This window comes from Stenotrophomonas sp. YJH_SMC_25, from assembly GCF_059369595.1.
In genome coordinates this window covers 51009-64134 of the sequence record NZ_JCAFSV010000004.1, presented here as the reverse complement: position 1 = coordinate 64134, position 13126 = coordinate 51009, and the positions used below count along the sequence as shown (strand labels likewise).

Genomic DNA, 13126 nt, shown 5'->3' with positions numbered 1-13126 from the left:
CCCATGGCCCTCAATGCCACCGTGCGCCAACTCAACGGCGCGCCGCAGCTGGAGCCTGCACAGACCATGGTCGCCATCAACAAGGTGACCATGTCCTTCGGCGAGTTCACCGCCGTTCGCGATGTCGACATCCAGGTGGGTGACGGCGAGTTCCTCGCCATCGTCGGGCCCACCGGCTGCGGCAAGAGCACCATCCTCAATTCCGTAGCGGGCCTGCTGAAGCCATCCTCGGGCGACGTGGCGATCGATGGCCGCACGGTCAGCGGCGTGCAGGAGTCGGTCGGCTACCTGTTCCAGCAGGACGCCCTGCTGCCGTGGAAGACAGCTTTCCAGAACGTCGAGCTGGGCCTGCGCTTCCGCGGCGTGCCCGAAGCCGAACGCAAGGCCAAGGCCAACGCGTGGCTGGCCAAGGTCGGCCTGGCCGGTTTCGAGCATCGCTATCCGCACCAGTTGTCCGGTGGCCAGCGCAAGCGTGTGCAGATGGCGCAGGCGCTGATCGTCGAGCCGAAGGTGATCCTGATGGACGAGCCGTTCTCGGCGCTGGACATCCACACCCGCCACCTGATGCAGAACGAGCTGCTGCGCCTGTGGCAGGAGGATCGCCGCTCGGTGATCCTGATTACCCATGACCTGGAAGAAGCAATCGCGCTGGGTGACCGCGTGGTGGTGCTGTCCTCCGGCCCGGCGAGCCGCGTGGTGCGCAGTTTCGACGTGGATCTGGAACGGCCGCGCAATGTGGCCGAGATCAAGCTGGATGACCGTTTCACCGACCTGTACCGCGACATCTGGGCCTGCCTGCGCGGCGAAGTGGAGAAGAGCTATGCACGCCAAGACTGACAAATTCATCCAGCTCGCGCTGGTGGTCGCCGTGTTCGGCGGCTGGGAAGGCGGTATCGCGCTGGGCGTGATCGATCCGTTCTTCTTCCCTTCGCCGACGGCCATCGTGCAGCAGGCCTGGACCTGGTTGTCCGATACCTCGTTCTACCAGCATGTCTACATCACCCTTACTGAAACCGCGCTGGGCTACATCATCGGCACCGGCCTGGGCGTGGCTGGCGGTGTCTGGCTGGGCCTGAGCCGGCGCTCGGCGCGCATCCTGGATCCCTTCATCAAGGGCTTCAACGCGATTCCGCGCGTGGTGCTGGCGCCGATTTTCGTGTTGTGGCTGGGGCTGGGCCTGTGGTCGAAGGTGGCGCTGGCGGTCACGCTGGTGTTCTTCACCACGTTCTTCAACGCCATGCAGGGCGTGCGCGAGGTGAATCCGGTGGTGCTGGCCAATGCCCGCATCCTGGGCGCAAGCCGCAGCGACCTGCTGCGCCATGTCTACTTCCCGGCAGCGGCCAGCTGGATCCTGTCCTCGCTGCGCACCTCGGTCGGCTTCGCCGTGGTCGGCGCGATCATCGGTGAGTACCTCGGCGCTTCGGCGGGCCTGGGTTACCTGATCGCGCAGGCCGAGGGCAACTTCAATGCCGTGGGTGTGTTCGCCGGCATCATCATCCTGGCCGCGTTCGTGCTGGTCATCGACGCCCTGCTGGACGTGGTCGAGAACAAGCTGATCACCTGGCGTCCCAACGCCCAGGCACAGGCCACCAGCTGACCGGGCCGGGCTGAGCCCGCCTGCCGCGCCGCCGGTCCGATCCGGCGGCGCGAGCTTCCTCCCCCGATCTTCCCCCGCACCACCGCAACAGGCCAGCGCCGGGCCAGGGGGCCGGCTGGCCGGAGAGAGAGTCCATGAACCCTTCCACCGTGCTGCCGCTGGCAGCGCTGCCGGTCGCGCTCGGCCTGCTGTTGGCCAGTGGCCACGCCGACGCCCAGTCTGTTTCATCCCCGCCCGCGCCATTGAGCCGGGCCGAGCTGTCACGCCTGGTGCAGCAGCAGGCGCTGCAGATCAAGCAATTGGAAGCGCGCCTCCGCGCCGTCGAGGGCGAGCAGGGCACCGCGGCCGCACTATCCGCGCCGCCTGCGCCCGCGCTGGAAACGCGGGTGGCCGCACTGGAATCCGGCCAGTCCAGGCAGCCCAAAGTCTCCTGGGCCAAAGGCGCACCGGAGTTCAGCAGTGCCGACGGCACTACGGTGTTCCGTCCCCGCGGCCGCCTGTTCGTCGATGCCTCCAGTACGGACGGTTCGGCGGTCGGTGATCGCAACGTTTCGGGCACCGAGGTCCGTTCGGTGCGCCTGGGGGCCGAGGGACGCTACGGCACACTGGGCTGGGTGGTGGAGGGTGACTTCGCCGACAACGCGGTGGCCTGGAAGTCGGTCTACGCCACGCTGGACCACACCCTGTTCGGCCTGCCGGCCGATCTCACGATGGGCAACCGCTTGAACGATCGCGGTATCGATGGCTCCAGCAGCACCTCCAACACGCCGTTCCAGGAACGCAACGTGGTCGGCACGTTGATGCTGCCGCAGCGCGGCCTGTTCGGTGTCGGGCTGACCGAGCGGGTGTACGGAAAGGGCTGGCACGCCAGCCTGTCGGTGGCCGGCAACGATCTCAACAACGCCGGCACCGACAACGACAGCCAGACCTGGGCCACGCGCGTGCACTGGAATCCGCTGGACACCGCTGGTGCCACGTTGCATCTGGGCGCATGGGCGTTCCACGAGAAGATTCCCGCCGGGGCCAGCGGCGTGGTGCGCAGTTCGGCCATCGCGGGGCATTTCAACGATCTGGTCAGGATCACGCCGGGCACGCTGCTGGGCGCCGAGCGCAGCACCGCCTACGGTGCCGAACTGGCCGGCTTCTTCGGCCCGGCGTGGGCGACGGGCGAGTGGGGTACGCGAAGCCTGCGCGGGGCCGATGCCGGCGGTCGCTACGATCGCGACCACGCGGCGTGGGCGATTTCTGCCGGCTGGTTCCTGGCGGGGGCGCTGCCGTCGTACTCGGGCAAGGCCGGTACCTGGGGGAAGGTGAAGGTCGCCGATCCGGTGACGCGCGGCGGCGGCGGTGCCTGGGAGCTGAAGGGCCGCTATGAAGACGTGGACTATGCCGAGCTGCCCAGTGGCGGTACCGGTAACGCGTGGACCCTGGGCGCGAACTGGTACCTCAACGATTTCAGTCGCGTGATGTTCGAAGCCGTGCGCTGGCAGACCCGTCACCGCAGCGGCAGTGCAATGGGCATGGATGAAGGCACCACCTTCAATACCCGCCTGCAGCTGGTCTTCTAGGGCAGGGGCGCCGCCTGCACTCTGGTCACAGCAGCAACAACGCTGCGATGAGTGCAGGTGGCATCACCAGCGCGCCGACGCGCAGGAAGTCGAGCGCGCTGACATGCTCGCCTTCGCGACGCAACGCCATCAGCCACAGCATCGTGGCCAACGAGCCGGTCACCGACAGGTTCGGGCCCAGATCCACGCCGACCAGCAATGCGGCACGGGTCTGCGCCGGCAGGTCCGCCATCTGCCCCAACGAACCAGCCGCCAGGCCGACCGGCAGATTGTTGGCCACGTTGCTCAGCAGTGCAGCGGCGCCGCCGGCCAGCCAGCTGGCCTGGTGCGGCGACGTTTTCGCCAGCGCCTGCAGCGCGCTGGCCGAACTCTGGATGACACCGGTCTGCGCTACCGCTTCCACCAGCACGAACAGCCCCGCCACCAGCGGCAGCACCCCCCAGGATACGTGGCGTAGCAGCGGCAGCGGGCTGCGTCGCTGGCGGATCGCCACCGCCACCACGCTCAGCGTGCCCGCGCAGAAGGTGGTCAGGCCCAGCGGCCCGTTCAAGGCGGACGTAACCAGCAGCACCGTGCCGGTGAACAGCACACCCAGCGCACTCAGGCGCCCACCCTCGGTCAACGGGCGATGCGCCGGCGCGGCCACCAGCGGCTGTGCGATTTCGCGACGGTGCACCCAGCGCAGCACAAGATAGGTCGCACCGATCGCCGCCAGCGAGGGCAGTGCGAACTGCGCCAGCCACTGCAGCAGCGGCGGCATGTGCTGGCCGTACACCACGAGATTGGCCGGGTTGGAGATGGGCAACACGAAGCTGGCCGCGTTGGCGATGAAGGCACAGACGAACAGGTAGGGCAGGGGATTGGCCCGGGCCGCCTTGCAGGCCGCGTAGACCGCCGGCGTCAGCACCACGGCCGTTGCATCGTTGGACAGGAATACCGTCACCAGCGTGCCGACCAGGAACACCAGGTCGAACAGGCGCCGCCCCGATCCGCCCGCGTGCCGCACCGCGTACAACGCCAGCCAGTCGAACAGCCCTTCGCGGCGGGCGAGCTCGGCCAGCACCATCATGCCGACCAGGAACAGGTAGACATCGCGGCCCTCGGCGACTGCGTGCCAGGTAGTGCCGAACGACACAGTGCCGCTGAGCGGAAGCAGCGCGGCCGCGCCGAGCGCCCACACATACTCCGGAATGCGGAACGGACGGAACAGCAGGCCGACAGTGGCAACGGCCACCGCCATCCAGATGATGAGGGAAGAATGGGAAGCGAGCATGGGGTAGGGGGCGTGCGCGGTGCCGTCCATCGACCGCGTCGCCGGTTCTCCGGCGCATGTGATCGGCGTGCAGGCGCCCGCTGCGATCAGTGCAAGTGCCGGGGTTGCGGCATCATACCGTGCCGGCTGCCCAGCAAAGGCCCTGGCGCGGCACGTTACGTGACGGCCGCACCAGGGCATTCAACACCGCGCCTACTGCGACGCACACTCCACCTTGCGATCGAACTCGGTGCCCAGTACGACCGAGGTGATCGCAAGCGTTGTGCCCTTTCCGGCGCGCAGCGCAAACGGCACGTTCAAGCGGCTCATGTCCGCCCCGGCCTTGGCCAGGCACTTGAGGGGAACGCCCAGCCTGACCCACTCATTGCGCGGCGCCACCGACAGCGCAGGGCCCAGCGCAACCTCGGCAGCACAGGCCGCCCCGCAGGCGGTACCGAGTGTCACTGCGGCTTCTGCCGGGAGCTGTTCGACACGCACGGTTGCTACCACGGACAGCTCGCCGTTGGTCTCGCGCGACCAGTCCAGCGGAGTATTGGCCTGCAACGCCACCGTGGCCGGCGCCCGGAAACTGAACCGGCGTGCGCCCTCCTGCACATCGGTGTTGATTGCGACCATCGCCAGTGACTGGTCGGCAGTCGTTGCATTGGGATGCACGACATCGGTCGATTCGCCATTGGCGGCAGTCAGGCGAAGCATCAGGCCGGTGCCGGCCACACCACGATCGAACAGGGTACCGCTACCGGCGGCGTCCGGATCAATGCCCGGGTCCTCGGAAAGCGCAGGCAGATTTCCCTTGTCGGCATAGGTCAGGCCGTATCCGAAGGCGAACTGCGGATCGTAGTCCTTCTGCCCCACGTTGTTCTGGTACTGGTTGGCGCGGCGTGGCCAGGAGTAGCTCAGCTTTCCGCGGAAATCGTGTTGCACGCGCCCATCGGCCCCACGCAGCAGCACATCGGCCACGCCCCCACCTTCCGATCCCGGCAGCCACGCGGCCACGAAGGCATCGACGGCGTTGATTTCGCGGTTCAGCCACAACGGGCGCCCGCTCAGGAACACCCCCACGACCGGAATGCCGTCTGCCTTCAGGCGTCGCATCAGCTCCAGGTCTCCGGACTTGCCGTTCTTGAACATCAGGTTCGGCAGGTCGCCCTGGAACTCGGCGTACGGATCTTCGCCGAACACCACGATGGCCACATCCGGCCGGTTGCGGTAGCGGCCATCGACCGCCAGTTCGGCCTGGCCGCCGCCCGACCTGACCTGTGCCTCCAGACCTTCCCAGATCGTTTCAGCATTCGGGAAGTCCTCGCGACGCGTGCCATCGCCCTGCCAGCTGAGCGTCCAGCCGCCCGCCTGACGGCTCATGTCGTTCGCGCCATCGCCCGCAACCAGTACCCGTTGTTTCGGCGGGAGTGGCAGCAGCTGGTTCTGGTTCTTGAGCAGCACCAGCGATTCACGCACGGCCTGCCGCGCCACCTGGCGATGCGCCGGCGACCCGAGCAGCTCGAATCTGCCGCCCAATGCGCGCTCGGACGGCTTGGGTTTGTCGAACAGGCCCATGCGCATCTTCGCCCGCAGAATGCGGCGAACGGCATCGTCCAGCCGCGCCTCCGGCAGGCTGCCGTCCTTCACGTGGGCCAGCGTGCTTTCGTACATGCCTTTCCAGCTGTCCGGCGCCATCGCCATGTCCAGGCCGGCAACATAGGTCTTCGCGCAATCGGTGTTGCTGCAGCCCTTGATCTGGCCATGGCCGTTCCAGTCACCGACCACGAAGCCGCCGAAGCCCATCCGACCCTTCAGCACATCGGTCAACAACGGCTTGTGCCCATGCATCTTCTCGCCATGGAAGCTGTTGAAGGACGCCATCACCGACTGCGCGCCCGCATTGATCGCAGGCAGATATCCGGCGGCATGGATGTCGCGCAGTTCTGCCTCGCTGACCGTGGTGTTGCCCTGGTCCTTGCCGTTGCCCGTGCCGCCATCGCCGAGAAAATGCTTGACCGTGGTCATCACGTGGTGGTCGTCGAGGAAGTCAGCAGCCCCCGCCTTGCCCTGCAGGCCTTCGACGAAGGCCCCTGCATAGCTGGCCACCAATGCCGGATCTTCCGAGTAGCCTTCGTACGTGCGCCCCCAGCGGTCGTCCTGCGGAACGGCCACGGTCGGCGCGAAGGTCCATTCCATGCCGGTCACACGGGTTTCGGCAGCGGTGATCCTTGCGATCTCGCGCAGCAGTTCCGGGTTGCGCGCTGCGCCCAGGCCGATGTTGTGCGGGAACAGAGTGGCACCCACCACATTGCTCTGGCCATGCATCGCATCAATGCCCCAGACGATGGGAATGGCCTTGCCACCGTTGCGCGTGTCCATCGAGGCTTCCCAGAACGCGTCGGCCAGCGCAAGCCATTCGGCGGGTTTTGCGTTGTAGCGGCCACCTGGGTCGGATGCGCCGCCCGCCAGTATTGAACCCAATCGATATCTGCGCACGTCGTCGGGCGTGATGCTGGCGATATCGCCCTGCACGATCTGGCCGACCTTTTCTTCCAGCGTCATTGATGCGATCAGCGCGTCGATGCGTCGTTCCATGGCCGGATCGTTGGCCAGCGGCCAGGTTGCCTTGGGCCAGTGCGCGGGAGTGATGGTACCTGCGTCGTTCACCGGGGCAGGGGCCGCACCGGTCGCAGGCACCAGCGCCATGGCAAGCGATGCAGCCAGCAGCAGGCGGTGTGGACGTAGAACGGGGTTGCGCTTCGCACGATCGGAATGACGGACGTTCATCGGAACAATCATCTCGGAAGGGTGGCTTGGATGGGCTCGGCGACCAGAAAGCAACCTGACAGCGTTGTCAGTCGAAGTCGAGCATACCCAGCCCGTGGAACGAATGCTTGCTGCACAGCGGCATGGGTTTTGAGGATAAAGTTGCATCTGCATCCACATCCCGTGGTGCAGGATTTCGGTAGAGATGGTGAGGCTATGACGGGCAGAGGGCGGGGGATGCCGGGACCTGAGCAGGTGCTCGCAGGCAGGCCGGGACGCGTGCGGATCGAGGATGTCGCGGCAACGGCCGGGGTCTCGATGAAGACCGTCTCGCGGGTGCTCAACAACGAGCCGAACGTCTCCAAGAGCACCCGGGCCCGGGTGGACGCGGCAGTGGAAAAGCTGCGTTACCGTCCCTTGCTCTCTGCACGGGTCCTCGCCGGCCGGCGTTCCTACCTGATCGCGATGCTCTTCGATAATCCGTCCTCGAACTATCTGATGGAGATCGAGATGGGGGTGCTGGATGCCTGCATGGAACAGCACTACAACCTGATGCTCGCTCCGCTGATCTACGACGCGGCCGATATCGTGGAAAAGGTCGAGTCATTGATCATGCAGTCGCAGCTCGACGGCGTGGTGCTGACGCCGCCCCTGACCGACGACACGGCCCTGCTGGAACGCCTGGTCGACCTGGGCATTCCGTACTCCAGCATTTCGGCGAAGGAACAGAACCGGAACGTGGGCGTCGTCGTGGATGAAATCGGCGCGGTGGTGGCGCTGATCGCACACCTGGCCTCGCTGGGCCATACCCGCATCGCCCATATCAAGGGACACGCCGCGCATGGCGCAAGCATGTGGCGCCTGGCAGGCTATCGCGAAGGCCTGCGCAGGGCAGGCCTGCGCTACGACCCCAGCCTGGTGCTGGAAGGTGAGTTCTCATACGAATCCGGCTACATCGGCGCCAACGCACTGCTTGATCGGCCTGATCGGCCGACTGCCATCTTCGCTGCCAACGACGATATGGCGGCCGGGGTCATCTGCGCGGTGTTCGAGCACGGCCTTTCGGTGCCGGGCGACATCTCTGTCTGTGGTTTCGATGACACGCCGATCGCCCGCCAGATCTATCCGGCGTTGACCACGGTCTGCCAGCCCACCCGAGAGATGGGCCGGCGGGCGGCCATGGAGCTGATCAAGGAAGTGCGCGAGCTCGGCAGCGGTGGCGTGGTCGATATTGACTACGCCCTGCAGGTCCGGCGATCCACGGGGCCGGTCCGTCACGATTGAACGCGGTCCAACGGCCTGCCGGCGCGATCGGGACGCCGCGCTGGCAGGGCAGGGGCGCGGTTCAGCTCAGTGGCCCGCTTCGGTTGCCAATCGCTCCAGATCAACACCCTGGCGACGAAGTGTACGGCCGGCCGCCCAGGCGTAGAACGCCAGATAACAGAAACACAGCACGCCAATGATGAAGCTGTAGTGCACGCCGACCTTGTCGGCAAGCGCACCCTGCGCCCAGCTGACGATGCCGCCGCCCATGATCATCATGATCAGCAGGCTGCTTGCCTGGTTGGTATGGCGGCCCAGGCCGCTGATGGCCAGGGTAAAGATGCAGGGCCACATCGTGCTGCAGAACAGCCCGACACTGATGAAGGCGATCACACTGGTCATGCCGGTGGTGAACATGCCGACCAGCTGCGCCGCAATGCCACACACGGCAAAGTACAGCAGCATGCGCGACGGATTGCCCCTGCTGGCCAGGGTGGCAATGATCATCAGGACGATCACCGGCGCGTAGTGCAGGAACTGTGCGGAGTTGTGGCCAGAGATCGCGTTGACGGCAAGGTAGATGGCGAACGCGACGAACGGCAACACCAGCATCAACAGCTTCCGGGTGCCTGCGCGCACATCGAACGCGCCTGCGGCACCACCCCAGCGGCCGATCATCAGGCTGGCCCAGTACAGCGACACGAACGGGGCGATCACCGAGGTTTCCAGCCCCAGTCCACCCTTGCTCAAGGGCTGCTCAAGGTAGGCTGGAAGATTGTCGATGGTCGATACCTCCACGCCGACGTAAAGGAAGATCGCGATCATGCCCATGACCAGCTGCGGGTAAGCGAGCGCAGATCTGCGATCTGTCTGGTGATCTGCCCCGGTTGCACCTGCGGGGACCGTCGCGGACAGCTCGACATGATTGGGCACGCTCGAGAGCCGCAGCAGCACGGCTACCAGTACGAAGGCGGCGCCCAGCACCAGGTATGGGATCTTTACGCTCTCGATGCTCGCCTCTGTGTTGCCCGCTGACACGCTGCCAAAGATGGCAATGCTCACCAGCAGTGGGCCTACCGTCGCGCCCAGGTTGTTGACACCGCCGGCCATGGTCAGGCGCTGCGATCCAGTGGCCGGATCACCCATGATCACCGCCAGCGTATTGGCTGCGATCTGCTGGAGCGAGAAGCCCAGGCCAACGATGAACAGGCCGGACAGCATCAGTGCAAACGAGCCGGTGTTGGCCGCGGGATAGAAGAGCAGGGCACCCAGTGCCGAGACCAGCAGGCCAAGGCAGATGCCGTTGCGGTAGCCCACCCTGTGCAGCAGGTCGCTGCCGATGGCGCGGGAGACGGCGATGTAGATCAGCGAACCGGCGGTGTAGGCAACGTAGAAAGCCATCGCCACGTACATGCTCTGCGCCTGGCTGAGATGGAACGCCTTCTTGAACACCGGAATGAGGATGCCGTTGCTTGCGGCAACGAAGCCCCAGAAGAAGAAGACGGTGATGAGTACACCGAACTGCGACCAGCGGGTTGTGTGTTTCATGATTCTCGTGTCATCGCGGGCAGGGCGACGCCCCGTGCGTTGTCGCACAGGGCGGGACGTGGTGATTGCGCACGGAGGGCCGGCGAAACCGGCCCTCCTTCAAGGCTGCGTTGCTCAGAACTGGTAACGCAGGCGCAGGCCGTAGCTGCGCGGATCGTTCAGGAAGCGGACGTTGATGCCGGAACCCACCAGGGCCTTCTGCGAGACGTCGTTGCCCAGCAGATTGTTGCCCCAGGCTTCCACCCGCCAGTTGCCGCTCAGTGAGGTGAAGCCAATGCCCGCGTTCAAGGTGGTCTCGCCCTTCTGGCGGTCAGGGAAGCCGGCCGCAGCGGCACTTTCGGTACGGTCATGGACCAGCTCACCAGTGGCCGGATCCTGTCGGATGAACTCTACGTCCCGGTTGTTGTACTGGGTGAGATAGAAGGCCGAGCGGTACGAGGCCAGCAACTGCCAGTCGAAGGTGCCAAAGCGCAGCTCGGTCGTATGCTGCAGGCGCACGTTGAAGGTGAGCTTCGAGGCCAGCGGCAGTTCATTGCCGGACAGGTCGATCAACGAAGTGGCGCCACCGGCGTCGTAGTTCTGGCTGCGGACATCGGCGACGGTGCCGCGCTTGATCTCGCTGTCCATCCAGAGCGCATTGATGTTGACCATGAAGTTGTGCGGGAATCGCAAGGTGCTTTCCGCCTCCAGGCCGTACACAGCGGACTTGCCGACGTTGCGGTTGACCAGCGCATAGCCGGTGGCTTCACCGGTGGTCGGATTGGTGCCGATTACCGCCAGGTCCTGGAACACCTGGTCGCTGTAGTCGTAATAGAACCCGCTGACGTTGAAGGTCGAGGTGCGGCCCAGCATCTGGAAGGAGTTCTTGCTGCCGATTTCGTAGGCAATGATCGATTCGGGCTTGAAGGTCTCGGGAATCTCCTTCGGATCAAACGTGTCGTTGAAGCCGCCCGCCTTGTGGCCGGTCGATACCAGGCCGTACAGCAGGCTGTCGTCGCTCACGTCGTACTCGAAGCCTGCGCGCCAGTCGGTAAAGCTGAACTTGCTCTTGCCGAACTGCTGGGCCGGAATCGCGCTGACCTGGGCCCAGCTCTGGTACGGGCAATCGACGGTATCGCCACCGATGTCGGGACGGTCGACGCAACCGAATGGGCCGCCATCGGGCACCGCGCCGATCTGCTGCAGCAAGGTGTCGTTGCGACCGTGTCGCAGCACGCCCTGCAGCAGGAAGCGGGCCATCTCCGCCTGCGAGGTGATGTTGCTGACATCAAAGTTCGGACGACTCATGAACGCGGGCTCGAAGCCGGGCGTGCCGAGGCGCGTGGCAAAGTCCCCGCCCTGGCCAGGCAGGCCCAGCGACCAGTTGCCGCCGATGCCGTAACGTGACTTCTTCTCCTCGGAGTAGCGCAGGCCGCCCTTCAGGCGCAGGCGATCGTTGACGTCGAACGTGCCATCGGCGAACACGGCGGAAGACTTGCCATTGACCTTCGGCATGGTGAATTCAGTGCCCGAATACCAGCGCCCTTTGTCCACCAGCGAAAGGTAGCCCACCCGCTGGTCCTCGTTGAAGTGGAACAGGCCGGTGGTCCAGCGCAGCCGCTCGTCCTGGTCGGACGTGAACCGCAGCTCATGCACCTGCGACTCCGACTCGGTCAGCCAATACTGCGTGGAGTAGTTGTCGTAGTCGATGCCACCCGGGTTGCTGGGCGATACCGGATCGATGTTGCGGTTCGGCCAGAGGATGCCCTCACTCTGCGCGTTGGTCTGGCGGTAGTCCACGTTGCGGTAGCTGCCGTTGTATTCCACCGCTACCTTGCCGAAGTCGTAGGAGATGCTGGTCTGCGCCCCCCAGTTGGTGCTGTCCAGCTTGCCCTGCGCGCCGCGGTAGATGATCTTGCGCAGATCGACATCGTCCGGCAGATAACCGGCCTTCGCGGCAGTGTAGACATTGGCACCGGGATAGCCGGTGCCGCCTTCCTTGCCGATGTCGGCCATGGCGAAGATCGACAGCTTGTCATCCGGCTGGTAGAGGAACGACAGGCGTGCCCCCCGGTCGTCCTGCACACCAGCCGGTTCCAGGTCCTGCGCGCGGCCCGCATTCTTGAACGGTGAGTCCTTCTCCACCTTGTAGCCGGCCACGCGGAAGGCCGCGCCACCGCCGATCGGCAGGTTCAGTGCGAACTCGCCACCCCGGTGGTCACGATTACCGACTTCGGCCTGCACATATCCACCGAAGGCTTCCAGGTCGGGGCGCTTGGTGATGATGTTCAGCGTGCCTGCCAGCGCATTGCGGCCGCGCAGCGTGCCCTGCGGGCCCTTGTTGATTTCCACCCGCTCGACATCGTAGAACATGCCGCCCAGACCGCGCGGTCGTGCAATGTAGGCCCCGTTGATGTGAGGCGCGGCGCCCGGATCACCCAGTTCGGTGTTGTTCGAAGAGCCCACGCCGCGGATGAAGATCTCCAGGTTGCCTTCCTGGTTGGCCATGCTCATGCCCGGCACCAGGGCCTGGATGTTGCGCAGCTCATTGTTGATGCCCAGCGCACGCGTATCGTCCGCGGAGATTGCCTGGGCGGTACCTGCATATTTCTGCAGGTCCTGTTCCCGGCGTTCGACAGTGACGATGACGGCGTCCAGCGTTGAGGCCTCCCGTGACTCGCTGGTTGCGGTCGAGCTGCTTTCCTTGACTGATTGCGCTGCGACCGGCAGCGCTGCAGTGGCGGTGACGATGGTGGCAAGTACTGCCTGTGCGAGTGTGCTCTTCCTGAAATGGCCGGTCATAGGGTCCCTCTCTCCCCATAAGTGATGTCTGGACGTTCCCGCGCCACGCGCCGGACGTGGGCTCTTGTAAGCGCGACCTGACAACGCTGTCAATCAGAATGAACGATGGATGACCAGAAGCTCGGGAAATCAGACAGTTGAGCGATCAGCAGTGCTGCCTGGCACGCCGCATTTGCTGCAATGCGAAACGAAATCGAGCGGCGTTGCGCCCTGACTGCGACTGCAACGGCTGGATTGGAACCATCAGAAAGCGGGGCGGCAGCAAGGGCCATCGGCTTCGCGTATCCGCTGGCGGACTACGGGGCCATGCAGGGGGCGTGGTGCTGATGCTGTCATGTGGCCGGGCAT

General features: G+C 65.3%; 9 protein-coding genes. 4 read left to right on the top strand and 5 right to left on the bottom strand.

Features of this window, described 5'->3' with window-relative positions; translation table 11 throughout:
• Nucleotides 1-3: 3 nt before the first annotated feature.
• The 3 genes from AC5P7E_RS06870 to AC5P7E_RS06860 all read left to right on the top strand — a co-directional run bounded on the left by AC5P7E_RS06870 (nt 4) and on the right by AC5P7E_RS06860 (nt 3165).
• Nucleotides 4-837: an ABC transporter ATP-binding protein gene (locus tag AC5P7E_RS06870; RefSeq protein ID WP_005413494.1), complete on the top strand. Its 834-nt coding sequence runs from the start codon at nt 4-6 to the stop codon at nt 835-837.
• Nucleotides 821-1597, top strand: a complete 777-nt coding sequence (locus AC5P7E_RS06865) for an ABC transporter permease (protein WP_005409726.1) — start codon at nt 821-823, stop codon at nt 1595-1597. The genes AC5P7E_RS06870 and AC5P7E_RS06865 overlap by 17 nt, the downstream gene beginning before the upstream one ends.
• 134 nt (nt 1598-1731) lie before the next feature.
• The gene (locus AC5P7E_RS06860; protein ID WP_114618381.1) at nt 1732-3165 is read left to right on the top strand and encodes an OprO/OprP family phosphate-selective porin; all 1434 of its coding nucleotides are present in this window, start codon (nt 1732-1734) and stop codon (nt 3163-3165) included.
• Between the two features lie 25 nt (nt 3166-3190).
• Here AC5P7E_RS06860 and AC5P7E_RS06855 read toward each other — a convergent pair whose 3' ends face one another.
• Both AC5P7E_RS06855 and AC5P7E_RS06850 read right to left on the bottom strand, forming a co-directional pair.
• Entirely contained in the window at nt 3191-4468 is a 1278-nt protein-coding gene (locus AC5P7E_RS06855; protein WP_099473210.1) for an arsenic transporter, read from the bottom strand.
• Nucleotides 4469-4630: 162 nt separating this feature from the next.
• A complete protein-coding gene (locus tag AC5P7E_RS06850) occupies nt 4631-7207 on the bottom strand; it encodes a glycoside hydrolase family 3 protein (RefSeq protein WP_099473212.1) in 2577 nt (858 codons plus the stop codon).
• A 216-nt stretch (nt 7208-7423) separates the two neighbouring features.
• Between AC5P7E_RS06850 and AC5P7E_RS06845 the strand changes: the two genes are divergently transcribed.
• Entirely contained in the window at nt 7424-8470 is a 1047-nt protein-coding gene (locus tag AC5P7E_RS06845; protein ID WP_099473214.1) for a LacI family DNA-binding transcriptional regulator, read from the top strand.
• Nucleotides 8471-8536: 66 nt separating this feature from the next.
• Here the strand turns inward: AC5P7E_RS06845 and AC5P7E_RS06840 are convergent, their stop codons facing one another.
• The 3 genes from AC5P7E_RS06840 to AC5P7E_RS06830 all read right to left on the bottom strand — a co-directional run bounded on the left by AC5P7E_RS06840 (nt 8537) and on the right by AC5P7E_RS06830 (nt 13050).
• Nucleotides 8537-10045, bottom strand: coding sequence for an MFS transporter (locus AC5P7E_RS06840; RefSeq protein ID WP_111108932.1), 1509 nt, complete (start codon nt 10043-10045; stop codon nt 8537-8539).
• 66 nt (nt 10046-10111) lie between these two features.
• Entirely contained in the window at nt 10112-12778 is a 2667-nt protein-coding gene (locus AC5P7E_RS06835) for a TonB-dependent receptor (RefSeq protein WP_111118036.1), read from the bottom strand.
• Nucleotides 12779-12867: 89 nt separating this feature from the next.
• Nucleotides 12868-13050, bottom strand: a complete 183-nt coding sequence (locus AC5P7E_RS06830) for a hypothetical protein (protein ID WP_146257160.1) — start codon at nt 13048-13050, stop codon at nt 12868-12870.
• Nucleotides 13051-13126 lie beyond the last annotated feature (76 nt).

Excerpts from the sequence above, each read along its gene's own strand:
- AC5P7E_RS06855 (WP_099473210.1), bottom strand. The coding sequence starts at position 4,468 with ATGGACGGCACCGCGCACGCCCCCTACCCCATGCTCGCTTCCCATTCT.
- AC5P7E_RS06830 (WP_146257160.1), bottom strand. The coding sequence starts at position 13,050 with ATGGCCCTTGCTGCCGCCCCGCTTTCTGATGGTTCCAATCCAGCCGTT.
- AC5P7E_RS06850 (WP_099473212.1), bottom strand. The coding sequence starts at position 7,207 with ATGAACGTCCGTCATTCCGATCGTGCGAAGCGCAACCCCGTTCTACGT.
- AC5P7E_RS06865 (WP_005409726.1), top strand. The coding sequence starts at position 821 with ATGCACGCCAAGACTGACAAATTCATCCAGCTCGCGCTGGTGGTCGCC.
- AC5P7E_RS06835 (WP_111118036.1), bottom strand. The coding sequence starts at position 12,778 with ATGACCGGCCATTTCAGGAAGAGCACACTCGCACAGGCAGTACTTGCC.
- AC5P7E_RS06870 (WP_005413494.1), top strand. The coding sequence starts at position 4 with ATGGCCCTCAATGCCACCGTGCGCCAACTCAACGGCGCGCCGCAGCTG.
- AC5P7E_RS06860 (WP_114618381.1), top strand. The coding sequence starts at position 1,732 with ATGAACCCTTCCACCGTGCTGCCGCTGGCAGCGCTGCCGGTCGCGCTC.
- AC5P7E_RS06845 (WP_099473214.1), top strand. The coding sequence starts at position 7,424 with ATGCCGGGACCTGAGCAGGTGCTCGCAGGCAGGCCGGGACGCGTGCGG.